The organism is Caulobacter sp. FV1ye6ST, from assembly GCF_058681225.1.
In genome coordinates this window covers 319,111-344,888 of the sequence record NZ_CM178733.1, presented here as the reverse complement: position 1 = coordinate 344,888, position 25,778 = coordinate 319,111, and the positions used below count along the sequence as shown (strand labels likewise).

Below are 25,778 nucleotides of genomic sequence, written 5' to 3'. Positions count from 1 at the left end.
TTGGATTGAGTTCAGAGGGTGTGCGTCGCGTCCTCGGCGATCATCCCCATGGCGATCTGATATTCGCGCTTGATGGCCTCGGGCTGCCCGACCTGGTGCTGGTAGTCAGGACGGTTGAGCCGGTATGCCAGGGCATCGCCCAGTCTCCGGCTTTCTTCGAGCGTCATGGAGCTGGTGAAGAGCTCCTTGTGCTTGATCGGCAATTCGACGCATCGGTTACGTTCGGCGTCTCGGATCAGGCCCTTAGGGTCGCCCTCGCCCGCTTCGACGATCTTCATGTTCTGCTCGAAGGCGCGGCGCATCATGACGATGCCCTGATCGCTCTTGCCCAAGTGCTCTTGGGTCCGGTCGGCAATGACGCCTTGCCCCGCCCAGGCGACGATATCCTGGTTCATCACGTGGCTGGTGATCCACGCGCCGTCTTCGTCCTTCACCGGCCCCGTCCAGTAGGGGATGCGCTTCTGGACAAACGGCTCGCGATCGACCGGCACGCGATGGAACATCCAGGTCACCGACAAGGTGGTTTCGTCGTCGATAGGCACGCGCCATTCGATGTGGTCGCCCAGGAAGAAGGCGTTGGGCCAAAGCGCGGTAGCGCCGATCGTCCAGTGCTGGTTGTCCTTGTCGGTGTCCTCGCGAACCCGTCGGTAAACGTGGCCGAACTCGAACTCGTCGAAGGCCAGTTCCAGGTGGGTAGGGCCGTAGCGCCCATCGCCCTTCAGGACCGACGACCAGTTACGGTGCATCCACTCAAAGTGGACAGGGTCACAACTGTTTTCCTGACACTGGAACCAGTTGCAGGGCACCTCGGCAAAGACGATCTGCTGGAACCCATTGTCCCAGGTGAACGGCTCCCAGGTGGGCACCAGTGGCGCAGGCTGGGGTCCTAGATAGGCCCATAGCATTCCGGCCTTGGCTTCGACCGGATAGGACTTGATGCGTATCTTGTCCTTAAACCGGGCTCGTGGATTGGCGATGTCCTCGAACGGCTGCTCCAGGCACTTGCCGGACGTTGAAAAACACCAGCCGTGATAGCTACAGCGAAGGCCGTCCTCTTCGAGAATGCCGTTCATCATATCGGAGCGACGGTGTGGGCACTGGCGATCTACGAGGCCGTAGGTCCCCGACTTGGACCGGAAGGCTACAAGGTCCTCGCCCAGCAAACGCACTGGCTTTATGCCCAGGTCGTCGACTTCGGCCACGGCCGCGAAAGGATGCCAGTATCGGCGCAGCAGCTGCCCCATCGGGGTTTCGGGTCCGACCCGAACGAAGCGCTCGTTTTGCAGCGGGCTAACCATTGCCCCTCCCCTTGCCATTGACCAGCTTGGCGATGGCTAGGCATTCAGCCTTCCTGCCGCAACATTGCCGTCGAAAAGTTGCAGCACGCGCGACAAAACCGGACAAACACGGGTCCGTAGTCGGCTATCGGACGCGCCAGCCGCAACAAGCTGGTGAGGGAGTTGCGCAGATCGCGACAAAGCGCAAAGCTCGGACCATGTCCAACCGAGACCCCAGACGGCGCGTCCCCCAGCCTGAAGCGCCCAAGATCGAGGCGGTGGCCATGGCCAGCGCGATCATCGACCTCTTGGCTGAGAACAATGGAACCGCCAGCGTTCAGAAGGTCGCTGACGTGCTGTCGATCACCAAGTCACGCGCCTCGCGTCATTTGGCCAATCTTGAACTTCTGGGCTTGGTGTCGCGCGTCTCGACAGGGAGGGGCTACCAGCTCGGCTGGCGAGTTCTGCGCTGGGGGCAGGTGGCGGCAACCCGCTATGACCTGATCCAGATCCTGGATGAGCCTTTGCGCAAACTCAGTGACAGCTCCAACCAGACGGTGCTGCTGTGCGCGCCTGCGGGGGCCGATGCAATCGTGCTACGGTGCCTGCCATCGGCCTCAGCCATCAGCATCAAGGTCAAGGTCGGCTTGGTCATGGGCCTGCCCCTTTCACCCAGCGCCAGGATCTCATTCGCCTTTCAGCCGCGAGAGCAGCGGGAAGCGCTACTTGGCCATCTCAAGCAGCGCGAGCCAGAGTTCCGCATCGACGACGAGGAGCACTTCCGCGAGCAGGTTTCTGCTATCCAGCAGGATTACTATTGTTGGGACCGCAATAAGTACAACGTGGGCTACGGCGCGATCGCCGCGCCGGTTTTTGACCAGACCGAGACGCTTGCCGGGATCATCACCCTGGTCATGGCCAGCGATGTTTTCGAGGGCGGCGCGCCGCCGCCGCCGCTGGTTCGTCAACTACTCACTTGTTGCGCGGCCGCTTCGCGGCTGTTGCGCTCACGGGTCGCCTTCCCGGGCATTGCGCCACTGGGTTCTGAAAGGGGCTAGCCGAGAGGCCGATCCGACCTTTGGACTTGCGTTAGGCTCGCTGAGGGCCGGCAGACGCGACCTGCGATACTCCCAAGTGGTTAGCTTCTGCGGCTAGCACCCTCTCGATCGCCGCTTTCGGCCCGGGGACAAGGCTTCCCACTCCCGATCCGCTTAAAGCGCCCGATAAACCCTGCCTGATCTCGTTGGAAGAGCTTCACCGGACGCAAGCTCGCTGAGTGTGTCTGTTCCACAGCACCGGTTGCAAGTTCACCGGGAGCGCGCCACGTTTACAAGATGGACGACGCCCTCCCTCAGCATGCCAGTCGCTATGCAGCGACTTACGCCGACCGCGACGGCGTCGCGCGCACGCCCCTTCCAGGCCTCACAATCATTCGCGCAACATCGCCGAGCACGCTGCAATACGCCGTGTCGCGGCCCATGGTGGTCTTGGTCCAGCAGGGAACCAAGCGCGTCATCACCGGCAGCAGCACCTTCGAATTTGGCGCGGGGGAGTCGTTGCTGATTACAGCGGATGTCCCCACCGTCAGCCAAATTACGCAGGCCAGCGCCGCCAAGCCCTATATTTCGCTGGTGATTGACCTTGATCCGGCTGTCATCGCCGGATTGGTCGTGGAGATGGGTTCTTCGCCTTTCGCCGCGGGCGCGCCCGTGCGGATCGATCGCACCGAGAGTGAGGTCGCGGACGCGGCATTGCGGCTCTTGAAGCTGATCGATCGTCCTGCGTCACGCCCGATCCTAGAAGCGCAGCTGTTTCGCGAATTACACTTTTGGCTGCTGTCGGGCCGTCATGGCGGCGCCATTCGCAGCTTGGGCGTCGCCGATAGCCATGCGGAGCGCATCGCCCGCGCAGTCGCGGTCATACGGAGCAGCTTTGCCAGCCCGCTGCGGATCGAACGTCTTGCTGAGACCGCGGGGATGAGCGCATCGTCGTTCCACGAGCACTTCCGCGCCATCACGTCGCTCACGCCGCTCCAGTTTCAAAAGCAGCTGCGCTTGATCGAGGCCAGACGCCTGATGTTGACAGACGGCGTCAGCATTGGCGCCGCCACTCATGATGTCGGCTACGAGAGCGTTTCCCAATTCACGCGCGAGTATGCGCGAATGTTCGGTTCGCCGCCGGCACGCGACATCAAAGCAATCAAGGCTCGGGCGGAGGCTGCTTAGACGCGCCGCGAGCGAGCCTCCGCGCCGTGGGTTTCGGAGGTCGACTACACTGACGATCTCTTGGCGATCGACAAGCCAACCCTCGTCATCCACGGGGACGATGACCAGATCCTGCCGATCAAGGCCTCGGCCGAACGGACGGCGAAGCTTATCCCCGGCGCGACCCTGAAAATCTATCCGGGCGGCAGCCACGGGCTCGCGCAAGTCGAGGCGGACCGCTTCAATGCTGACCTGCTGACCTTCATCCAGGCCTGAGCCGCAGCGAGCTGAACCACCACGCGCCGCCAGCGCCGCCACCCCGGAGGAACAGGCAAAAACTTTAGAGCTTCCGGCAACTACCTCCTGGTTCGGAAGCCTAGAAAATTGTGCCCCGGCCGCCGCCGGGTCCGCAGGCCCAGGAGCTCTGTCATGAACGGCGATTTCAATTTGCTTATCGACGGCGAGGATCGAGAAGGCTCGACCGGCCATAGCGAAGCCCTGCTTAACCCGGCGACGGGTGAGCCGATCGGTCGTACAGCCTACGCCTCTGTCGCCGATCTCGAGGAAACGGTTGCGGCGGCTGTCCGCGGCATGCGCGAGTGGCGGGCCGTCTCGCCCTGGGACCGCGGCCGCATCCTCAAGCGCGCAGCCGACATCCTGCGTCGCGACGGCGAGGCAGCGGCCCGTACTATGACGCTCGAGCAAGGCAAGCCGCTCGCCGAGGCGCGGATCGAGGTCGAGCGGTCAGCCGACTTTCTTGAATGGGGCGGCGAGCAGGCGCGGCGCATCACCGACTGCGTGATGGCGGGCCGTACGCCTGGGAGCCGCGTAGAGGTCCAGAGCCATCCGATTGGCGTCGTCGCCGCCTTCACGCCTTGGAACTTCCCGATGGCGCTCGCCGCGAAGAAGTTCGCTGGCGCGCTCGGCGCGGGATGCGCGATCATCTGCAAGCCATCGCAGGAGACTCCGGGCTCGGTCTTGTTCATGGCCAAGGCGTTGCTTGAGGCGGGCGTCACGCCGGCCGCGCTCGCGGTGCTCTTCGGCGATGCCGGGCAGGTCTCGGACTATCTGATTGCGGCGCCTGAGATCGCTAAGATCACGTTCACGGGTTCGATACCGATCGGCAAGCGGCTGGCCGCTGACGCCGCGTCCCGGATCAAGCCTGTCACGATGGAGCTGGGCGGTCATGCGCCAGTGATCGTTTGCGCAGATGCGGACCCTGAATGGGCCGCTGAGATGCTGGTCCGCGCCAAGTTCACAAATGCAGGCCAGATCTGCCTTTGCCCCTCGCGCTTCTTTGTCGAGGAACCGGTGCGCGACCGCTTCACCCGTCGTTTCGTGGAGTTGGCAGGCGCGCTACGCCTCGGAGACGGTCTTGATCCTGAGACCCAAATGGGCCCGCTCTCCAATGCCCGACGGCTGGAGGCGATCACAGGCTTGGTCGAGGACGCCCGGCTGCGCGGCGCCACCGTGCTAACCGGGGGCAGGCGCCACGGCGATCGTGGCTTCTTTTATGAACCCACCGTCATCACCGACGTACCCAACGAGGCTCTGGTTCTACACGAAGAGCCGTTCGGCCCGGTCGTGCCGATCCTACCCTTTACCGACGAGGCCGACATGCTCAAGCGGGCTAACGGGCTTGAGTTCGGCCTCGCCTCCTACGTCGTCACCAATGACGTCAACCGCCAGCGGCGCCTCACGGCCGCGCTCGACTATGGCGTGGTCGGCGTGAACGGCGCGGTGACGCACTATCCCGAAGCGCCGCTCGGCGGCTGGAAGGAGAGCGGCATCGACACCGAGGGCGGCATCGAGATCCTCAAGCCCTACCAGCACACCAAGCACGTCAGCATCGCATAGCGCACGAAGGCGCCCCCACCATGCTCGAAGATCCGTTCTCACCGCTCTCCTTCATTGCTGGCCCCGCCATCCTGACCAACGCTTGCGCCATCATGCAAAATGGGGCGACGATCCGGTACAATCTGGCGATCACCCAATGGCGCGAGTTCCACGCCTCGATCTCGATCGGGGACGGCCGGATCACCGAGCAATATTTCGACGGCGACGCCGCGCTTAAACTTGCTGGGCGTCGCGTACGGCTCCAGCTGCGCGGGCTGGGCCTACTCAATGCTGCGGTGGCGCTGTTTGCGGCGACTACGGTCTTCGGTCTCGGCGGCGCGTTCCTCGTCCAGCTGCACGCACTGCCGGCGGCACCCGTCGGCATCGTTCTGGTCAGCGCCGGCGCCGCCGCGCTCGTCCTGCTTCTCACGGCCACCATCACCTTTTTCCAGGAGGGCGCTTGTGGCCGAGCGCTCCTCGGGCTGGACCGCAATTTCCGCAAGTTAGCGGCCGAGGAAGGAACACAAGGGAGTGTCGGCGATGCCATCTGAACCCATGATCCCGCTGACGCTGCTAGACTCGCCACTGTTTGGCGCGAGCTTGGTCGACGCTGGAATGCGCGACGCCTTCAACGTTCGCAGCTTCGTGCAACGCTGCATCGAGTGCGAAGTCGCGCTTGCGCGCGCGCAGTCGCGCCTGGGCGTTATTCCCATGGACGCTGCCGACGGCATTGCGGCCACGGCCCTGCGCTTCAGCGTCGACTTCGAACGGTTGCAGCACGACACTGAGATCGTCGGTTATCCAATCCTGCCGCTCGTCGAGCAGTTTGCCGACGCGGCGGGCGAGGCGGGACGCTATCTCCATTGGGGGGCGACCACCCAAGACATCATGGACACCGCGACAGTTCTGCAGGTCCGCAGCGGGATCGAGACCATTGAGGCGGGCCTGGAAGGTTCAATTGACGCCTTGCGGCGCCTCGCGGCGGTCCACCGAAACACGCCGATGGCGGGGCGCACTCATCTCCAGCACGCACTGCCCATCACGTTCGGCTACAAGGCCGCAGTCTGGCTTTCGGCGCTCGAGCGCCACCGCGAGCGACTAACCCAACTTAAGCCGCGCGTCCTCGTCGTCGAGTTTTCGGGGGCGTCGGGCACGCTCGCATCTCTCGGCGACCAGGGCCTAGCGGTGCAGGCCGAACTCGCCAAGGAGCTAGGGCTGGGCGCTCCCTTGATCACCTGGCATTCGTCCCGCGACGGGCTCGCTGAAACCGTCCAGCTCCTTGGTTTGATCACCGGCAGCCTCGCTAAGATCGCCGTCGACGTGTCGATCATGATGACGACTGAGATCGGGGAGGTCGCCGAACCGTTCGTCCGGCACCGCGGCGCGTCGAGCACGATGCCGCAGAAGCGAAACCCGATCTCGTGCGAGATCATCATCGCGGCGGCAAAGATGGTGCGTCAGCACGGCGGGCTGATGCTCGACGCGATGGTGCATGATTTCGAGCGCGCGACCGGACCCTGGCACATCGAATGGGCCGCTGTGCCCGAAAGCTTCGCGCTGACGTCCGGCGCCCTTGCCCAGGCCAAGTTCATGCTTTCTGGCCTTGAAGTGCATCCCGGCCGGATGCTCGACAATCTCGGCGTGTCGCGCGGCCTTATCGTCGCCGAGGCCGTGATGATGGCGCTGGCTCCGATCACCGGTCGGCAAGTGGCGCACGACCTCGTCTATGCCGGCTGCCGCACTGCCGCGGAGACCGGCGCATCGTTGTACGATGTCCTCGCAAAGGCGCCCGACGTCGCTGGGCCGCTGGGTGTTGAACAGCTGCGCTTCCTGACCGATCCGACAAACTATCTCGGCTCCGCCGGAGCGATGGTCGATCGTGTGCTAGCCCGCTTCTCGGACGCGCCTTCGTAGAAATAGGCAAATACCGCCGAGGATCCGGCAACATCGCAGCCGGTCGGTCGGTCATATTGTGCCTCACCCCACAACCACCCAGGAGCTCGTTATGACCACCATTTCGATCGTCACCGGCGCGAGCCGCGGTCTTGGCCGCAACACCGCCATGAGCATCGCGCGCCACGGCGGTGACGTGATCCTCACCTATCGCAGCGGCGCCGAGCAGGCGCAGGCTGTCGTCGCCGAGATCGAGGCGCTCGGTCGCAAGGCCGTCGCGCTGCAGCTCGAGGTCGCCGATATCTCAGCCTTCGCCGGCTTCGCCGCCAAGGTCCGCGCGACGCTGCAGTCGTGGGGTCGCGACAGCTTCGACAACCTCGTCAACAATGCAGGCCACGGCGAGATGGCCGGCATCGCTGAAACGACCGAAGCGCAGTTCGACCAGCTATTCAACGTCCATGTGAAGGGCGTGTTTTTCCTAACCCAGACGCTGCTCCCGCTGATGGCCGATGGCGGCCGCATCGTGAACTTCTCCTCTGGCCTGACCCGCGTCTCCTATCCGGGCTTCTCGGCCTACTCCGCGGCCAAGGGCGCGGTCGAGATCCTGACGCTCTACATGGCCAAGGAGTTCGGAAGCCGCGGCATCACCGCCAACACGATCGCGCCTGGCGCGATCGAGACCGACTTCCTGGGCGGCGCGGTTCGTGACACGCCGGCCTACAATGAGGCGTTCGCCGCAATGATCGCCCTAGGCCGCGTCGGCGTCCCCGACGATATCGGTCCGGCGGTCGCCAGCCTGCTCAGCCCGGACAATCACTGGGTCACCGCCCAGCGCATCGAAGTGTCGGGCGGCCAGAACATCTGATCCTGACATGAAGGCCGCCGCGCAAGCACACTCGATGCGGCGGCCTCACCCTTTCCAGCGGAGTTGCGACCATGCCAAAAATCATCGTCCACGCCCCCGCTGCGGCCTTCGATGCGAAGGCCCGGCAGGCGATCGCCGCAGAGCTGACCGATTTCGCGCTCGATTGCGAGAAGCTACCCAAATCGCCCTTCGTGAAGAGCACGGTCTGGACCTATTTCAACCTCTATGACGGCGACGCGGTCTTTATGGGGGCCCAGCAGGCGACCATGCCCGTCGTCAGCGTGCAGCTCTACGTCATCGAAGGCGGACTCGATTCCCCGGCGAAGACGCGGCTGATCTCCGGTGTGACCGAGATCATCGGCCGGCGCCTTGGCATCACCGACCGCGCGCCCGTCTACATCGTGGTCCAAGAGATCGCCGAGGCGAACTGGGGAATTTTCGGCAGTAATCCCGATCTCGCTGCACTCAGGGCGACGCCCCTGGACGCGCCAGCGATCTGAGGCAGGACCAAAACCTGGCTGTATCGGTCGATGTGGCTGCGAGTCTCAATTCTCGAAGCACCGCCACATGGCCCGACGGGCGCGCGGACTTGTTAGCGCTCCTTCCCGCGCGACAGCGCGAAACTTCAAACGATCCCAGCAAGGAGAATAGTGATGACTAAGATTCTGATTGTTCTTTCCGCAGCCGATAAATGGACCCGCGCCGACGGCTCGACTTACGACTCGGGGGTCTGGGCACAGGAATTCGTCGACCTCGACGAGGCGTTCGTGAAGGCCGGCTATCAGGTTGACCTCGCCAGCCCGGGCGGCGTCGCGCCCACGATGGACAAGAAAAGCCTCGATCCGGCGGTCGTCGGTGAAGAGGTCGCGGCGCAGATGCGCGACTATCTTGCCAAAAACGCGGCGCGGATCGAGCGTCCGCTGGTCCTGGCCGACATCGACACCGTCACCTACGACGCTGTCGTCGTCCCTGGGGGCCATGGCCCGGTCGAGGATCTCTATAAGGACCCCGACATGGGCCGCGTGCTCGTTGACGCCAACAAGCGATCCAAGATCATCGCTGCGGTGTGCCACGGCCCGGCCGCTTTCCTCGCGGCGAAGGACGAGAACGGCGCGTGGCCGTTCGCCGGACGCCGGATGACTTCGCTCAGCGATGAGGAGGAGATCGAGTTCGGGACCGCAGACAACGCGCCCTGGTTGCTCGCCGACACGCTTCGCAAATCGGGGGCGCAATTCGAGCAGGGACCGAACTGGGGCGCCTTCATCGTCAAGGATGGCAACCTGTTGACGGGCCAGAATCCGGCATCGTCCTCGATGCTCGCCGCCGCCGTAATCGAGGCGCTTGGCTAAACGATTGCGGATCGAACCGCAGGCTTCGAGCCAGGGGACATGCCGAGCCGGCATGTCCCCGACCGGAGACAGCCGGTCTGCCTGCGACGCTGGGCCGGCAATCTTCTCTTTGATCCTCGCAGATGGATTGGGCGCGCCTGGGCGACCGTTCCGGGAGGCCGCCGCAAGTTTATCGCGCCGACCAAGCTTAGATGCTCTCAGAGTTTTTCACTGATGAGACGCAACCCAAACGCTCCGAGGAGCGTGCCGATCGCCCGCTCTATCCAACGACCAAAGCGGCGGTAGGCCGCATGAACCGGCCGGAGCGCAAGGGCAAGGGTCACAAGCCCATACCAAGCGATTTCCAGGACAAATCCTCCGGCAAGGATCACCGCCTTAGTCCATAGCGGTGCCTCTGACGGCACTGTCACCGCGTAGAGACCGATAAAGAATGTGATCACCTTCGGGTTCGATAGATTGACCAGCAAGCCCTTGAGAAGGCCTCGTAAGACGCCGCTATCCTTTGCGTCGGCCTGCTCGGCCGCTGCGTGTCCGGCAGATCGCCACGATTGGACACCAAGATAGACGAGGTAACATCCTCCACCGATCTGGACGACATTTGCCAGCCATCCGATCCTGGTCAGGACCAGCGCCAATCCCGTCATGGTCAGGAGGGCATAGAAGGTCGACGCAATCGCGAGTCCCAATGTCGCGCCAACGGCGGCCGGGCGCCCACCTGACAGCGCGAGCCTGGAGATCAGCGCGAAGTTGGGACCCGGACTCATGACGCCGGCCGCGTACAATCCGAGCGTGGTGGCGATAACGGACATTTGGGGGCTCATACGTCGCCCTCACCTTCCTCAGAGGCCCTGTAACGTCGCTTCCGAATCTCAGGTTCCGCCCCTTGGCGAGGCATCTTCGGACAAGCCTCTCTACCCACACAGGGTCAGCGCTTGCGGCGGGCCGGAGCCCCACACTGGCCAAGCCCTGCAACACGGCGGGCATTGATGGCGGAGGCGGAATAAACTGCTCACGTCAGCTTAGCTCGCCATTTTTTCGCAGATTGATTTCGGACAGGACTCTGGCGGGAGCCGCCGCCCCGGCCCAGTTTGTTCTGGGCGAGGAAAGCGACAGTCGAGCTAGGGCGCTGGGTCAACCAAGTTCATCACCGCAGTCTTCAGTGAGCGGACCAACTTCACTTGCTTGGGCAATTTAGGGCGGGCTTTCAACTAGCTTTGGGATCGGCGCAGCACGGAGTGCTTCAAGAAAAGCGTCTGCTAAATGCGCTCCGCCGTGGTTCCGCGCAGGATCAACTCCGTGCTGAGCGACAAGCATCGCGCAATTCCGGAGCCGGCCGCTATCTCGTCCAGCAGTATCGCCATGGCGTGCGAGCCGGCTTCAGCATTTGGCGCGCGGACGCTGGTCAGCGCGGGGTAGGTTGAAGCGCCAAGCACATCGTCGAAGCCGATCACGCTGAATGAAGCGGGGATCGACACACCAAGTTCGGACGCGCCGACCAGCAGACCCTGCGCGATGAAATCGTCAAACGCGATCGCCGCGCTCGCGCCGCTATCCAGGACCCGTGCGATGGCGGCGCGGGCGCCCTCCAGATTGGGTTCGATGTCGGAAATGATTTGGATCGTCACGCCATATTTTTGGCTCGCCGCCTCCAAGGCGGCGCGGCGGCGCTGGTCGGACCAAGATACCGACGGACCGCTGACATAGACGACGTTCCGGTGCCGCTGGCTCTCCAGCAAGGCCACCGCTTGGTCGAGGCCGTCCAGGGGATCGATGAGCACGCGCGACAGTCCCTCGACGTCACGATTGATCAGCACCGTTGGTCGCAACTTGGCGATTTGGCGGATTTTCTGCGCCGACATCCGCGGCGACGCCAGGATCAAGCCCTCAATCTGCGGGACGAGTCTGTTGGCCAGATCAAATTCCCTGCTCGCGCTTTCCGCAGCATCGCCCAAGAAAACGCCAAATCCGGCTTTATCGGCAAGATGCTGGGCCGCGCGCAGAATAGGCGGAAAGAAGGGGTTGGCGATGTCGGGAACCACAATTGCGACGTTTCCCTGCCGCCCCGTACTAAGCGCACGCGCCGCTTGGTTTGGCCGGTAGCCGAGCCGATCGGCCGCCTCCTTGACGCGCCGGACCGTGTCCTCCGTCAGCCGATGCGGATGACTATAGGCCCGCGACGCCGTGGATTTGCTGACGCCGACAGTGTCTGCGACATCTTGCAACGTTGGTGCGGCGCGCCTCTGCGGTGTTGTCATCCCCAGCCTTTTTCCGCCGCGCGTGGGCGTCCCCAAGCGAAAATCGAACGAGCCAATCACGCTCCGATTCCGCCCAATCGCTGACAAGGTATGCAACCGGTTGCCTGTTGACAAACGGAACTCCGTGCGCAACCGGTTGCACGGTCATCAAAGTTGATGGCGATCTCGCAGAAGGGCGCTTCCGATGCACTTCGCTGTCAGGCGCAGAGACATCATGCAAATCCTCCTGGCGCTTGGGCTGGCTTCGCCGGCGCTGGCTTCGCCACGGCCGATTGCCGCCGCCAAGCCTCTGAAGTGGCGAAATGGAGCCGCGCTCCGCCTGGCGTCGACCTATCATCCGGGCGCGCTTAGCCGACCTCATCAACTCGCGTTTAGCCTTCACAACGCAGGCGCCGCGATCGTCGGTGACTTCCGGCTCGTGGTGTCGGGCCCTTCGGGTTTTGACCTTAAAGCATCCGTGGACAACGGAGAGATCGTCTTTCGCCAGGGGGTCAACACGGTTCTGGCGCCGCAGACGCCGTCGATCTCAGCCGACGGGCGGTGGGATTTCGTGGTCCAATGGCCGTCAGAGCGGCAGAAGCTGTCTCACTGGACGGACCTCGTTCACGGCGCCTACGTCATCTTCGCCGACGGCGCGGTCGCAACGGTCACGGTCGAGCCCTGTGCTTCCGCGGCGGTCGCCTTGGAGTCGCCCAGGCTCGGCGTTGAAGGCGACCGCCAGGCCCCCGCGACCTCAACCTCCTTGAGCGTCGTTCCCTGGCCGAGCGACGTGCGGTGCAAGGCCGAACGGGAGGACGTCTCAAGTCTGGCGCTCCCGCCGGGCAACGCCTCGAAAGCTTTCGCAGAGGTGGTCGCCCTCCTCTTTCCGCGCGAGCGCCTGCTCTCTCCCAAAGGCCTGAAGATCAGTTTTCGGGACGATGCGAGCCTCCATGCCGAGGGCTACCAGATCGAGTTCTCTGCGCACGGCGCGACGCTGTCGGCCGCAAGCGACCAAGGCCGGTTCTATGGCCTGGTGACCCTCGGCCAGATGGTCAGGGGAACGGTCAAGGACCCGGGTCAGTACGGCTTTCCTGCGAGCGGCGTCATTGTCGACAAGCCCGTCCATCGCTGGCGCGGCTGCATGCTCGATGTCGCTCGGCGTTTCTTCGAGATGGGCGAGATCCGGCGCCTCCTGGCCGTGATGGCTTGGAACAAGCTCAATAGGTTCCACTGGCATCTAAGCGACGACGAGGGCTGGCGCCCCGAGATCGCCGCCTACCCTGCGCTCACTCAGATCGGGGCTTGGCGTGGCGAGGGGTTGCCGCTCCCAGCGTTCTGCGGTTCGGGCGCCGAGCGTTATGGCGGCTCCTACTCTCGCGCCGACATGGCCAATACGGTCGCCTGGGCCTTGCGGCTCGGGATCGAGGTCATCCCCGAAATCGACATGCCGGGGCACTTCTTCGCGGCTCGCGTCGCCTTGCCGCAACTGAGCGACCCGGATGAGACACACTCGGATGTGAGCATTCAGAAGTTCAGCCACAACGTTCTGAACCCCGGCCTCGACGTCACCTACCGCTTCGCGGAGACGATGATCGGGGAACTGGTCGATATCTTCCCGTCCCGCTATTTCCACATCGGTGGGGACGAGGTCCCCGATCGCGCTTGGGCGTACTCGCCGGCCGCGCAGGCCAAGCTCAGCGCGATCGGCGGCACGACCACAGCCGACCTGCAGGCCCATTTCCTGCGCAAGGTCCAGGCGGTGCTGACCGCACATGGCAAGATCACCGGCGCCTGGGAGGAAGCGGCCGACGGGGCGGGCCTCGACCGCGACCACGCCTACATGGTCGCCTGGCGACGCGCAGCCTCTGGGCCGCCCCTTGCCGCGCGGGGCTATAACCTCGTGATGGCTCCGGGCCAGCCCTACTATCTCAACAGCGCGCTGTCGGACTCCTGGTGGGAACCTGGCGCGTCCTACTACGGCTCGGTCAGCCTCGAGGCGAGCTATGCGTTCGACCCGCTCGCTGGCTTCCCGGATGGCGACCGTGACCGCGTGATGGGCGTCCAGGCCTGCATCTGGACGCCGCTGATTGATCAACCGGGCATCTTCGAGCGCCTTGTCTTCCCGCGCCTGTCGGCGGTCGCCGAAGCCGGCTGGAGCGCTCCGAGCCACAAAGACTTCGCTCGTTTCCGGCGCTCTGCCCGGCTCATGCCGTCGCTCTACGCCTCAACCTAGCGAGTTTCACGACGACATTTTTCACACAAAAAGGGGGTTCATCATGCTTTGCTCGAAGACACTACTTTACGCGACTGTCGCTTTGCTTCCGCTGCTCTCGACGGGGGCGGCCCTGGCCGCGGACGGCGATCAAGACACCGCAGCGGGCGCAACAACCGCTCAAGCCACGGACACGTCCGGGACGCTCGGCGAAATCGTCGTGACCGCCCAGCGCCGCAGTCAGAACCTGCAGGACGTGCCGGTCGCCGTCACCGTGATCGGCCAACAGGCCCTGGCCAACGCTAACGTTACGCAATTTGCCGACCTCTCGAAGCTGTCCCCGTCGCTTTACATCCAGGGCTCGGCCGTCCCGATGGAGGCCTCGATCTCCCTGCGCGGCGTGGGCACTTACGCGTTCTCCATTGGTATCGAACGCAGCACCGCGATCCTGATCGACGACGTGCCGGTCTCCATCCAGGCCCAGGCGTTCAGCAACCTTTCCGATGTTGAACGGATCGAGGTTTTGCGCGGCCCGCAGAGCACGCTCTTTGGCAAGAGCGCCAGCGCGGGCGTCATCAGCATCACCACCCTGCGACCCACGCGCGACCAGACCGGCCGTATCGAGGGCCTCGTCACGAGCGACGATGAGCAGCGGCTGGGCGGCACCGTTTCTGGACCGCTCACCTCTACGCTCGGCTATCGCATCACCGGCGAGGTGAACGACTACCGCGGCAATGCCAAGAACATCGTCAATGGCGACTGGATCAACGGCCGCAAGGAATATTCCATCAAGGGCCGCCTGGACTGGGATCCCACCGAAAACTTCACGGCGGCCCTGCAAGGCCACTTCAGCCGGTCACGGACCGATTGCTGCACATTCGCCATGACCCGCCTGGACGATAGCGCCAGGTTCCGCGGCGTCGCGAGCCTAACAGGGGCGAGCGTCCTGCCGGGGATCACGATCAACGACAGCAACAACAAGGTTCGGCTGGACGCCCCCGTCACCTACAATTCGCGCGACGCCGGCGGATCGCTGCGAATGACCTATGATCTGGACGGCCCTTCGCTCGTCTCGATCACCAGCTATGAGAAGTTCCACGCCCTGGATCGCCAGGACCAGGATAACTCCGACTACGATGTGCTCGGCATCGCGACGGCCGGCGTCCAGCACGGATCGATCACCTCAAGGGGAACGCTGGACGCAAAGCAGTTCACCCACGAGGTCCGGCTCGTCTCGCCGAACGAAGGCGCGTTCCGCTATCTCGTCGGCGGCTACTATTCCCACAACACCAACCGCCGCGTTTACAAGCGGGGCCCCGTGCTTTCCGTATCGGACTACGACTACAGCACCGGCTCGGACGTCTATGCCCTGTTTGGCCAAACCGAGTGGGATTTCCAGCCAGGCTTCACGCTCGTGACGGGCCTTCGCTACAACGTTCAAGACATCGACTACGTCCTGACCAACGTCGCGCGCAACATTACCCTGCCCGCGCCCGGGGCCCCCAACAGCTCTCGAGACGACGTCATCACCGGCCAGACGAGCCTGCAGTACCGTCCCAACCAGGATGTCATGGTCTATGCGAGCTACGCTCGCGGCTACAAGGGTCAGGCCTATGACCTGGGCGGCAGCACCACCGCGGCCATCATCGCGCGCCAACCCGTGCAGCCTGAGCGCTCGAACGCCTACGAGATCGGCGCGAAGACAACCTTGTTTGATCGCCACCTGCTGCTGAACGTCGCGGCGTTCTGGACGGACTTCAAGGATTTCCAAGCCCAGCAGTTGGAGCCGACGCTCGGCGGCGCGTTTCTCATCGCCAACGTCGGCGCGCTACGCACGCGTGGCGTTGAAGCCGACGCTCAGGTGCAGCTGGGCGGCCTGACCATTACCGCTGGCGGCAGCTACACCGACGCGACGATCCGATCGTTCGTCAACGGCGAGTGCTACACCAGCCAGACCGTGGCGCAGGGTTGCGTTGGCGGTCTGCAAGACCTCTCCGGCACCCGCCTGAACAACGCGCCACGCTGGAAGGGCAACCTCGACGCGAACTATGTCGCGCCGCTGGGCAATTCGCCGTGGGAAGCTGTCGTGGGCGGCGCGTTCAACTGGACGAGCGCGACGCAGAACAACATCTCCCAGGATCCCCTGACGATCGTGCCTTCCTACGGCATCGTCAACATTCGCTTCGGCGTGCAGCAGGTCGGCGGCAAGGGCGTATCGGTCACCGGCTTCGTGAACAACGTCTTCAACGAGCACTACTACTCGCGTCTTGCCCGTAACGGCTACTTCACTGGCGGCGCGTCGATCGGCGGATACCTGCCGCGCGATTTTAGCCGCTACGCCGGCCTGAAGGTCGCCTACGGCTTCTAGTGTCAAGGCTCTCTCGCGGCCTAGCGGCATGCGAGAGAGCCCCGCCCTAGGTTCGCCCCCTGTGACAGGCCCCCGGGCCGTCTATCGCGAGAGACCCCGTGCACAGCCTCGACTGGATCGTTCTTTCCCTCTTCTTCATCCTGATGCTCGGCGTCGGCGTCTGGGCCCGCAGCAAGGTTACCGACGCGCGCGACTTTTTCACCGCAGGCGGTGCCATGCCGTGGTGGCTGTCGGGCATCTCCCATCACATGTCTGGCTACAGCTCGGCCGTCTTCGTGGGATACGCGGCTATCGCCTACAATGACGGCCTCACCCTCTACGTCTGGTGGGCGTGCTCGATCTTCCTGGCCCTGCTCGTTGGAGCCAGACTGTTTGCCCCGCGCTGGGCACGGTTGCGCTTGCTGCTGGATGTGATCTCGCCGCTCGAGTTTCTCGCTGTCCGTTATGACATTCCCACCCAGCAGTTGCTGGCCTGGAGCGGTGCGCTCCTCAAGCTCTTTGATGTGGGCGCCAAGTGGGCCTCGGCGGCCCTACTTCTGCACGTGTTCGGCGGCGTGCCCTTCGTCTGGGGGGTCCTGCTGACGGGCGGTGTCACGCTCGTCTATTCGGTCGTGGGCGGCTTGTGGGCCGATGCCCTTACCGATCTTAGCCAGTTCGTGATCCAGACCGTAGCGGGCTTGGTGATGCTCGTGGCGGTTTTGGCTCGTCTTGGCGGCGTCTCCGGCCTTTGGACGGTATGGGATCGCCTACCCCCAGCCCACCACCAACCTTTCGAGGGGCAGTACACCCCGTGGTTCGCGCTGGCCTTCCTGGCCGTCAGTCTGCTGTCCTACAACGGCGGCACCTGGAATCTGGCCCAGCGCTTCATGGCCGCGCCTTCAGGAAGCTCGGCCAAGAGAGCGGCCTTGCTCTCGGCGGCGCTTTACCTTGTCTGGCCGCCGATCCTCTTCTTTCCGATGTGGGCGGCCCCCATCCTGTTGCCGGGGCTTGCCGACCCCACTGAGTCCTATGCCCTGCTGACGCAGGAGCTGCTGCCCAGCGGTCTGGTGGGACTGGTCTTGGCCGGCATGTTTGCCCACACGATGGCGATGACCTCGTCGGACGCCAACGCGGTCTCGGCGGTCGTCGTCCGCGATATTCTACCGGTGCTGCGCCGCGGTCGCGCTGCGCTAGCCGCCTCTAGCGAACTCCTGGCGGGCCGCGCGGCGACCTTCCTGTTCCTGGCGTTTAGCATGCTGCTGGGCATGGTCGCCGATCGCTTCGGTGGCGTGATGGGCCTGATCCTGCTGTGGTACGGCGCCCTGGTTGGCCCGATCGCGGTGCCCATGGTTCTAGGACTGCTACCGGCTTTCCGTAACTGCGGCCCGGCCGCCGCCATCTCGTCGGTGTTCGCCGGCGCTGCGGGCTTCCTGCTCGTGAAGTTCGTGTTCGCCGACGCCGTCGCCGCGTCGAGCGAGGCGACCGCCTTGGTCGTCGGCGTGCCGGTCTCCTGCGCGATGCTGGCTTTTGTCACGGTCGGGCTGCTCCCGCGCGTGCGCAATTCGCGGTCGGATGACCTTCTAGACCGGCTTTCGTCGGACGCCCCCTAGCGCCTCAACTTGCTCCGCTCCTACTGAGAGATCTTCGTGAACAGCCTATCCGAAATCAGTTCGACCGACCTGTCGGTTATTGTTTCCCCAGACCGCAAGGCGATGGGCCAGCGCGCCGCAGCGGACATCGCCCAGATGCTGCGCGAGCGACTGGCCCGCCAGGCGGACGTGCGCATGGTGTTCGCGGCCGCGCCCAGCCAGAGCGAGATGCTGGCGGCCCTACGGCTGGCCCCCGGCATTGCCTGGGATCGCGTAACGGCTTTCCACATGGACGAGTACATCGGGCTATCGGGCACGGCGCCCCAGCGCTTTGGTCTCTGGCTGAAAGCTGCCCTCTTCAACCACGTCCCACTCAAGGCCGCGCATCTGCTCGAACCGGGCAAGGATCCCGCCAAAGCGGCGCAGGCCTATGCCGACCGGCTAGCGCAAGCGCCGATCGACATCGTCTGCCTGGGAATCGGCGCCAACGGTCACTTGGCCTTCAACGATCCGCCCGCCGATCTCAACGACCCACGCGATGTCGCGGTCGTTACGCTCGACACCGCTTGCCGCCAGCAGCAGGTCGATGACGGCTGCTTTGACGCGTTCGCCGCGGTGCCGGCCCAGGCCCTCACGCTGACCGTGCCCCGACTGCTACGCGCCGATGCGCTGTTCTGCGTCGTTCCCGGCAGCTCCAAGCGCGCGGCTGTCGCACGCGCCCTTTCAGGCCCGATCAGCGGCAGTTGCCCGGCCAGCGCGCTCCGGCTCCACCCTGCCTGCACGCTTTATCTCGATCCCGCGTCGGCGCCCCAGCCATGATCAGGACCACCCCCGCCTCGCTGTGCGGTGACTACCTCGCGCACTGCCAGATCATCCTGCACCGGATCATCAACGAGGAGGGGGGGCCGATGGACCGTGCGGCGGCTCACCTAGCCGACCAGGTCGCCGCCGATCGGCTTATTCACGTCTACGGACCTGGAGGGCACTCAAGCCTGGCCGCCCAGGAGCTGTTCTATCGGGCGGGCGGCCTGATGCACATCTCTCCGATCTTCGACGCCGAAACGGCGCTGAGCAACGGCGCGTTTCGATCGACGGAGGCAGAGCGGCGTCTTGGCCACGGCGCGACGGTCGTGGAAACCTCGGGCATTGGCCCGGGAGACGTGCTCCTGCTCGTCAACGCTTTCGGGATTAATGCGGCGGTCATCGACGCGGCGGTCGCCGCGCGGGCACGGGGCGTCACGGTGATCGGCTTGAGCAGCCGAGCCGCCGCGCAGGCCATTCCCGCCGACCATCCCGCGAGGCATCCTTCCGGGATGAACCTGCATGACGTTGTCGATATCGCGATCGACACAAAGATCCCAGACGGCGACGCGGCCATGATCGTGGATGGCTTGCAAACGCCGGTCGGCCCGGTCGCCACCCTTGCCAACAGCTTCGCGCTCAACGCGTTAACGCTTCGGACGATAGAGATATTGACCGATCGCGGCCTACAGCCCGCGCTTTGGCTAAGCCGGAACGCCGCGGCCGGCGATCGCAACAACGCCGAGCAGGTCGACACGATGCGCAAGCGGATCGCTTCGCTATGACCCCTAGGACGATCACCGGCCGAGATGTCAGTACCGGCAAGCCCGTGAGGGTGGCGGTCGTCGGCGAAACCATCACGTCGATCGCCCCCCTGGACGTCGACAGCGCCGATCATCCCTGGCTTGCGCCAGGCCTCGTCGACCTCCAGGTCAACGGCTATAGCGGCCACGATCTCAACGCCGCCGATCTTCAGCCCAGCACGGTCGACGCGCTGGCGCAGGCTCTGTTGGCGGTGGGCGTAACCCGGTTCGCGCCAACCCTGATCACGAGCAGCGAGCAGTCGATCATCACCAACCTGAAGGCCATCGCCCAGGCGCGTTCGGCAAGCGCTCGACTGCGAGCGATGATCCCGTACGTCCATGTCGAGGGCCCTCATATCTCTCCTCGGGACGGCCCGCGCGGCGCCCATCCCGCCGAGTGGGTTCGCCCTGCGGACCTGGATGAGTTCGCACGTTGGCAGAAGGCGTCGGACGGGCTTGTTGGCATGGTCACCCTGTCGCCGCATGACGACCGGACGCTCGGATACGTCGCCGCGTTGGCTGGGCAAGGCGTGCACGTGGCGATCGGCCATTCCGACGCCTCGCCCGAGCAGATCCGTGCCGCCGCCGACGCCGGAGCGATCCTTTCCACGCATCTTGGAAATGGCGTCGCCTCGCAACTGCCGCGCCATCCAAACCTGCTGTGGGCGCAACTGGCGGAGGACCGCTTGGCGGCCACCTTCATCGCCGATGGTCATCATCTGACGGTCGACACCTTGCGGGCCATGATCCGGGCCAAGGGCCTTGAAAGAGCGATCCTCGTCTCCGACGCTGTCGCCCTGGCCGGGCTTCCGGCCGGCGTGTACGACACGCCCGTTGGCGGGCGCGTGACCCTGACCGAAGATGGGCGACTTGGCCTGTCCGGCACGCCGTTCCTGGCCGGCGCCGCCCTATCGCTCAAGGACTGCATTGCGCGCGCGGTCCAGGACGCGGGCCTCCCGTTGGCGGACGCGGTCCGCATGGCGACGACGAACCCCGCGCGATTTGCCGGCGGCGGCGGCGAACTGTCCGTCGGCGAGCGCGCCGACCTGATCTCTTTTCGTGTTCGACGTGATGATCGCACGCTTGCGCTCGAAGATGTCTGGCTGGCTGGGCAGAGCGTGTTCGGAAAGGAAGAACCAGCATGAAAGCAAATTCCAGAACGATGCCGCGATGGATCTCGTCGGCGGCTGCGGTGTTGGCCGCCGTGAGCCTTGCGCCAAGCGCCGTCGGCGCGCCGAACACCGTCGCAGCCCATATCAAGGCGGCCAAGGCGGCCGCGGGTAGCGGCTATCCTGGAGCGCTTCAGCTCTGTGAGATCGGGCCGCGCCCCAGGGCCGCCGCCCCTATGGCTCCCCCTGCCCCGATTTCGCGCAAGCCAGCCAAGGTCTTTGACAATCTTTACTATCTCGGAGAGGGCGAGGTTTCCTCCTGGGCGATCACCACCTCGGCGGGGATCATCCTGATCGACGCCTTGAACACCACCGAGGATGCCCAGACCTATATCGAAGGCGGCATGCGCGCGCTGGGGCTCGATCCGTCCACGATCCGCTACATCGTCATCGCCCATGGTCATGGGGATCATTACGGCGGTGCGCGCTATCTCGCCGAAAAGTACAAGGCGCGGGTGGTCATGGGCGATGCGGACTGGACCTTGATCGAGACTGCGCCGCCGCGCGCCCATGACATCTACGGCGTTCCGCCCCAGCGAGATATCTCGATCCGCCACGACGACACGCTAACCCTTGGCGACACCAGGATCGGACTCTACCAAACGCCGGGCCATACGCCGGGCACGCTATCGCTTGTCTTCACCGTCATGGACCACGGACGCCCGCATAAGGCGGCGTTGTGGGGCGGCACGGGCCTGACCTTCATGAAGCCCGCGGATTTTCCGGTCTATGTGCGCTCGACCGAGCGCTTCTCGAAGGTCGTGCGGCAGCAGCGCATAGACGTGATCCTGAACAATCATCTCAAGTACGACGAGAGCGTGAGCAAGCTGACGACACTGGCCTCGAGTGCCGCTGGGACGCCCAACCCCTACGTCGTGGGAACCTTGTCGGTGAAGAGGTTCTTGCGCGTTATCAACCAGTGCGCGCGGGCCCAGCAGGCCTACAGGGCCGAACAAAAGTGACGTGTCTGGGGCGCAGTCGCTAGCGAGGCCGGGCTCGAAAATTGGTCGACGCCGACTGCGCGACCAAGTCCTGCGGCGTCGCCGAGCGCAGACGCGCCGCTCCAGCCTAGGTCTCATGGATCGGGCCTGCCTGGGTGGTCCTATCGCCCGTTCCAACGACGCCCTAAGGCGCTCTTGTCGTAGAGGCCGGAAAGCGCTGGACCTGGCGTTCGACGATGGCCGCCATTGGTCCCTGCAGTGGGCGGCCCTCACCTTGGGCGCGCCGTGTTGGAGCGATCGGGGGCGCCGACGCCATTTCGACCGGCTGCATGCAGAACGCACGTGATGGCCGATAACCTGATCGTTTTCTACGCTATCAGGCAGGCGTTCGGCGGCGAGACCCGCGCACCTTGACAACCTCTGCTGGCCGCAACTTGATGCAACCGGTTGCACTAATGCGATGTTCGTCGGAGGTTTTGATGTCACGTCTGATCACGGAGGCGGCCACGTCGTTTACCCGTCTAATTATCGCGTTGCTGCTGCTGTGCCTCGCGCCGTCCGTGTCGGCGGCGGCGCTGCCGGTGCGCGTCGTGGTCGTCACGGCCTATGAGGTCGGCGAGGACATTGGCGACCGCCCTGGAGAGTTCCAGGCATGGGCGGAAACGGCTCCCCAAGTTCTGCCTTTTCCCGCCGGCTTCCGTTCCCTGCGCTATGATCCTGCCCGCCAGGTCCTGCTGCTCTCGACCGGTGTCGGCACCAACCGCGCCGCTGTCTCCACCATGGCGCTCGGGCTGGATCCGCGCTTCGACCTGAGCCACGCCTACTGGCTCGTGGCCGCCATCGCAGGGGTCAACCCGAACGAGGCGTCGGTGGGCTCGGCCGCGTGGATCGGCAACGTCGTCGACACTGACTATGCCTATGCGGTCGATCCCCGCGAGGCGCCGAAGGGCTGGCCGACGGGCACTGTCGCGCGCGGCGCCAAGTCCCCCTATGAGGGAACACCCAAGGAAACTGGCTACAACCTCTTTCCATTGGACACCGGGTTGCGCGATTGGGCTTTCTTGCTGACCCGTGACATGGCGCTCTCCGACAGCCCTGGGCTTCGCCAGCTTCGCGCGCCTTACGCGGCGTTCCCCAAAGCGGTAACACCACCCGCCGTGGTCGTGGGCGACGAAGCCACCGGCCAGACCTTTTGGCACGGGGCGCTCCTTAACGCTCACGCCGAGGCGTGGACCCGTTACTGGACCGCGGGCCGGGGCCGCTTCGTGATGACAGCCATGGAGGACAGCGGCGTCTTGGGCGCGCTGGCAGCGCTTGGGCGCGCGGGGAAGGTCGACCCGCGCCGAGCGCTCGTCTTGCGCACAGGCGCCAACTATTCGATGCCGCCTCCTGGCGTCGGGGCCGCCGAGAGCTTGCTGACCGAGAGCACGGAATACTCCGCGCTCCAGCCGTCGCTAGACGCCGCTTTCATGGTCGGCGGCCGGGTTGTCGATGAACTGACGCGCAACTGGCCTCGCTACCGCGACGCGATTCCGACCGCGCCGGCGTCGGCGCATTGATCATGGCCTCGAACACAAAGGGCCCGGCGGGCTGGCTTGACCGCCGCTTCGGACTGGCCGCGCGGGGCACGAGCGTCCGGACGGAAATCGCAGCCGGCGCGACGACTTTCTTCACGATGGCTTACATCGTGCTCGTCAATCCAGCGATCCTCGGGCAGGCGGGGATGCCCATCGCCGCCGTCGCTGCGGCGACCTGCCTTGCCGCCGCCTTCGCCAGCATCCTGATGGGGTTCGTCGCCAACGTTCCCCTCGCGCTGGCGCCCGGCATGGGCCTCAATGCCTATTTCAGCTTCACTGTCGTGCAAGGCATGCACGTGCCCTGGCCGGTGGCGCTGGCCTGCGTTTTCATCTCCGGCTTTTGCTTCCTGGTGCTGACGCTGGGCGGTGTGCGCCAAGCGATCGTGCGCGCCCTGCCCCCGCATCTGCTGGCGGCGACGGCGGGCGGGATCGGATTGTTCATCGGCTTTATCGGCCTTCGTAACGCGGGCATCGTCACTTCCTCGTCAGCCACCTCCGTAACGCTGGGCGACCTGCACGCGCCTGGCGCCGCGCTCGCCATTCTTGGGCTCGCTATCATCGCGGGCCTCAGCGTCTGGAGAGTCCGCGGCGCGATCCTGATCGGCGTCATCCTGACGACCATTGTCGCCTGGGCCTTCGGCCAGGTGTCGATGACGCCAATGCCCTACGATCTCGGGGCCATATCGGGCGCCGCGTTCAAGCTGGATTTCGCGGGCGTCTTCGGCTTCGGCGGCAAGGCAGCCCTGGGCGTGTTCGAGATCCTGTTTGTCTTCCTGTTCGTCGACCTGCTCGACAACATCGGGACCCTGGTGGGCGTCACCCGCCGCGCCGGGCTGATTGGCCCAGACGGCGAAATCCCAAAGCTCAATCGCATCCTCGTCGCCGATTCCGTCGCCACGATGTTTGGCGCACTCGTGGGCACCAGCACCGTCACCTCCTATGTCGAGAGCGCGGCGGGCGTGGAGGCTGGCGGACGGACCGGGCTTACGGCCATCGTCACGGGCGTCCTCTTCCTCCTGATGATGTTCGTAGCGCCCTATGCCCAGTTGGTCCCGCTCGCCGCGACGGCGCCGGCTCTGATCCTGGTCGGCGCGCTGATGATGGCGCCCTTGGCAGACGTGGAATGGGCCGACCCCATGGCCGCCATTCCTGCCTTCCTCACGGTGGCGATGATCCCCCTCACCTTCTCGATCGCCAACGGCCTGGCCTTTGGCATTGTCGCACACGCCACGCTGCGCATCGTCAGAGGTCGGGCAGGCTGGAAAGACGCGGCGCTGCTAACCCTCGCGGGCGTGTTTGTTGTCCGCTTCGTGTGGCTCTCGGCGGGCTGATGCTCCTGACGCGCGGGGCCAGAGCCGAGTCCTTCCTCGCCGATCGCGTCGGCGTCGACTCCAGAGGAAATCAGATGGATCGCAGAAGCTTCCTTTCGACCTCTACCCTGGCGGCGCTCTTGCCCGCTTTCGGCGCGGCGAAAGCCCAGGCCGCCGGCCAGGTGAAGATCACCGCCGTCAAGGTTCAGAACCTCAAGGTCGAGAAGGAGCTGGGATCCTATGTCGATTACCTTGGCCGCACCCGATCCTACCGGGTCGGCGGTGGAGGCTTCTGTCTCGTGGAAACCGACGCCGGCATCACCGGCATCGGCTCATTCGTGCCGGCGGGCCAGCTTGAAAAGCTCAACCAGATCATCGTCGGCAAAGACCCATTCGACATGGAGCTGAACGCAGAACGCCTCAAGACGGTGCCCTTCCATGGGCCGGCCGTTGAGATCGCTCTGTGGGACCTGATCGGCAAGCTCGCCAACCAGCCGCTTTACAAGCTGTGGGGCGGCGGCAATGGCGTCGACTACGTGACCCCCTACTCCAGCCACTTCATGCTTGAGACGCCCAAGCAGCGCGGGGCCCTGGCCGCTCGGCTCAAGGCAAGGGGCTGGCGCGCGATGAAGGTCAAGGCGCACTACCCGACGATGAAGGACGACATCAGCCTGTGCGAGGAAATCCGTAAACAGGCGGGCGACGATTTCACGATCATGGTGGACGCCAATAAGGCGGGCCTTCGCATCCCAGCCTTGAGCCCCGCGCAGGTCCCGTGGGACTTCCATCGCGCCTACCAGACAGCCAAGGCCTATGAGCAGACCGACGTCTACTGGCTGGAGGAGCCGCTGCCGCGTTTCAATCTTGAGCAGCTCTCCAAGCTGCAGGCCTCAACCTCCATCAACATCGCGGGCGGAGAGGAAAACCAGGGGCTGAACCAGTTCAAGGACTACATCGACCGGGACTGCTACCGCGTGCTTCAGCCTGAGGTCCAAATCACTGGCGCGCTCGAGATACGGAAGGTGCTCGTCATGGCCGAGGCGTCGGGAAGGGTCGTGTGCCCCCATTTGGGAGACGGCCGCCTCGGAACAGTCTGCAACATGCACCTGTCCGGAAGCGCGACCAACTATCCCTGGGTCGAGATGGGCAACGAACAGCCGTTTGGTGGATACGAGAGCGGCTTCGCCATTTTCGAAGATCCGCCCGTGGTCCGCTCCGATGGGACGATCAAACTCCCCGACGGGCCGGGATTGGGCATGACCGTGCGTAAAGAACTTTTCGCGGATCAATAGCCACACGTGGGCGAGCGGCGGGGGGGTTACCAGCCGGACCGGCCCATCGACAGGCTCTCTTTCAGCTGTGGAGCTGCCG

21 protein-coding genes and 1 pseudogene are annotated in these 25,778 nt (G+C 64.6%); 19 read left to right on the top strand and 3 right to left on the bottom strand.

Annotation, left to right across the window (positions count from 1 at the left end; genetic code table 11):
• Positions 1 to 11: 11 nt before the first annotated feature.
• On the bottom strand, positions 12 to 1,298 hold the full coding sequence (locus ACW175_RS01805) for a Rieske 2Fe-2S domain-containing protein (protein WP_492102967.1): 1,287 nt from the start codon (positions 1,296 to 1,298) through the stop codon (positions 12 to 14).
• Between the two features lie 263 nt (positions 1,299 to 1,561).
• Here ACW175_RS01805 and ACW175_RS01800 point away from each other — a divergent pair, with 263 nt between their 5' ends.
• The 9 genes and pseudogenes from ACW175_RS01800 (at position 1,562) to ACW175_RS01760 (ending at position 9,424) form a co-directional block, all read left to right on the top strand.
• A complete protein-coding gene (locus ACW175_RS01800; RefSeq protein ID WP_492102966.1) occupies positions 1,562 to 2,335 on the top strand; it encodes an IclR family transcriptional regulator in 774 nt (257 codons plus the stop codon).
• A gap of 276 nt (positions 2,336 to 2,611) precedes the next feature.
• The gene (locus ACW175_RS01795; protein WP_492102965.1) at positions 2,612 to 3,502 is read left to right on the top strand and encodes an AraC family transcriptional regulator; all 891 of its coding nucleotides are present in this window, start codon (positions 2,612 to 2,614) and stop codon (positions 3,500 to 3,502) included.
• A 36-nt stretch (positions 3,503 to 3,538) separates the two neighbouring features.
• Positions 3,539 to 3,757 (top strand): annotated as a pseudogene (locus ACW175_RS01790) (alpha/beta fold hydrolase); the annotation flags it as partial.
• Between the two features lie 153 nt (positions 3,758 to 3,910).
• A complete protein-coding gene (locus ACW175_RS01785) occupies positions 3,911 to 5,338 on the top strand; it encodes an NAD-dependent succinate-semialdehyde dehydrogenase (RefSeq protein WP_492102964.1) in 1,428 nt (475 codons plus the stop codon).
• Positions 5,339 to 5,358: 20 nt separating this feature from the next.
• Positions 5,359 to 5,868 carry a hypothetical protein gene (locus tag ACW175_RS01780; protein ID WP_492102963.1) on the top strand — a complete coding sequence of 170 codons (510 nt, stop codon included), beginning with the start codon at positions 5,359 to 5,361 and terminating at the stop codon, positions 5,866 to 5,868.
• A 4-nt stretch (positions 5,869 to 5,872) separates the two neighbouring features.
• Positions 5,873 to 7,231: a class-II fumarase/aspartase family protein gene (locus ACW175_RS01775; RefSeq protein ID WP_492102962.1), complete on the top strand. Its 1,359-nt coding sequence runs from the start codon at positions 5,873 to 5,875 to the stop codon at positions 7,229 to 7,231.
• Between the two features lie 91 nt (positions 7,232 to 7,322).
• A complete protein-coding gene (locus ACW175_RS01770; RefSeq protein WP_492102961.1) occupies positions 7,323 to 8,075 on the top strand; it encodes an SDR family NAD(P)-dependent oxidoreductase in 753 nt (250 codons plus the stop codon).
• 71 nt (positions 8,076 to 8,146) lie between these two features.
• Entirely contained in the window at positions 8,147 to 8,575 is a 429-nt protein-coding gene (locus ACW175_RS01765; protein WP_492102960.1) for a tautomerase family protein, read from the top strand.
• A 153-nt stretch (positions 8,576 to 8,728) separates the two neighbouring features.
• Positions 8,729 to 9,424 carry a type 1 glutamine amidotransferase domain-containing protein gene (locus ACW175_RS01760; protein WP_492102959.1) on the top strand — a complete coding sequence of 232 codons (696 nt, stop codon included), beginning with the start codon at positions 8,729 to 8,731 and terminating at the stop codon, positions 9,422 to 9,424.
• A 197-nt stretch (positions 9,425 to 9,621) separates the two neighbouring features.
• On the opposite strand, the gene ACW175_RS01755 is transcribed toward ACW175_RS01760, so the two are convergent.
• Both ACW175_RS01755 and ACW175_RS01750 read right to left on the bottom strand, forming a co-directional pair.
• Entirely contained in the window at positions 9,622 to 10,233 is a 612-nt protein-coding gene (locus ACW175_RS01755; RefSeq protein ID WP_492102958.1) for a LysE family transporter, read from the bottom strand.
• Positions 10,234 to 10,680: 447 nt separating this feature from the next.
• Positions 10,681 to 11,739 (bottom strand): LacI family DNA-binding transcriptional regulator, encoded by a 1,059-nt coding sequence (locus ACW175_RS01750; RefSeq protein ID WP_492102957.1) that lies wholly within the window; start codon positions 11,737 to 11,739, stop codon positions 10,681 to 10,683.
• 154 nt (positions 11,740 to 11,893) lie between these two features.
• On the opposite strand from ACW175_RS01750, the gene ACW175_RS01745 reads away from it, so the two are divergent.
• From ACW175_RS01745 to ACW175_RS01700, 10 genes are all read left to right on the top strand, one after another.
• Positions 11,894 to 13,891, top strand: a complete 1,998-nt coding sequence (locus ACW175_RS01745; protein WP_492102956.1) for a beta-N-acetylhexosaminidase — start codon at positions 11,894 to 11,896, stop codon at positions 13,889 to 13,891.
• Between the two features lie 199 nt (positions 13,892 to 14,090).
• Positions 14,091 to 16,238, top strand: a complete 2,148-nt coding sequence (locus tag ACW175_RS01740) for a TonB-dependent receptor (protein ID WP_492102955.1) — start codon at positions 14,091 to 14,093, stop codon at positions 16,236 to 16,238.
• A gap of 98 nt (positions 16,239 to 16,336) precedes the next feature.
• Entirely contained in the window at positions 16,337 to 17,827 is a 1,491-nt protein-coding gene (locus tag ACW175_RS01735; protein WP_492102954.1) for a sodium:solute symporter family protein, read from the top strand.
• 36 nt (positions 17,828 to 17,863) lie between these two features.
• Positions 17,864 to 18,625, top strand: coding sequence for a glucosamine-6-phosphate deaminase (locus ACW175_RS01730; RefSeq protein WP_492102953.1), 762 nt, complete (start codon positions 17,864 to 17,866; stop codon positions 18,623 to 18,625).
• Entirely contained in the window at positions 18,622 to 19,392 is a 771-nt protein-coding gene (locus ACW175_RS01725; protein ID WP_492102952.1) for a sugar isomerase domain-containing protein, read from the top strand. The genes ACW175_RS01730 and ACW175_RS01725 overlap by 4 nt, the downstream gene beginning before the upstream one ends.
• A 50-nt stretch (positions 19,393 to 19,442) precedes the next feature.
• Positions 19,443 to 20,555: an N-acetylglucosamine-6-phosphate deacetylase gene (locus tag ACW175_RS01720; RefSeq protein ID WP_492102951.1), complete on the top strand. Its 1,113-nt coding sequence runs from the start codon at positions 19,443 to 19,445 to the stop codon at positions 20,553 to 20,555.
• Entirely contained in the window at positions 20,552 to 21,541 is a 990-nt protein-coding gene (locus ACW175_RS01715) for an MBL fold metallo-hydrolase (RefSeq protein ID WP_492102950.1), read from the top strand. Before ACW175_RS01720 ends, ACW175_RS01715 begins: the two co-directional genes overlap by 4 nt.
• Positions 21,542 to 21,999: 458 nt before the next feature.
• Positions 22,000 to 23,079: a purine nucleoside permease gene (locus ACW175_RS01710; RefSeq protein WP_492102949.1), complete on the top strand. Its 1,080-nt coding sequence runs from the start codon at positions 22,000 to 22,002 to the stop codon at positions 23,077 to 23,079.
• A gap of 2 nt (positions 23,080 to 23,081) precedes the next feature.
• Complete coding sequence (locus ACW175_RS01705; RefSeq protein WP_492102948.1) at positions 23,082 to 24,428, top strand: NCS2 family permease; 1,347 nt, start codon at positions 23,082 to 23,084, stop codon at positions 24,426 to 24,428.
• Positions 24,428 to 25,699, top strand: a complete 1,272-nt coding sequence (locus ACW175_RS01700) for a mandelate racemase/muconate lactonizing enzyme family protein (RefSeq protein WP_492102947.1) — start codon at positions 24,428 to 24,430, stop codon at positions 25,697 to 25,699. Before ACW175_RS01705 ends, ACW175_RS01700 begins: the two co-directional genes overlap by 1 nt.
• Positions 25,700 to 25,778: the final 79 nt, after the last annotated feature.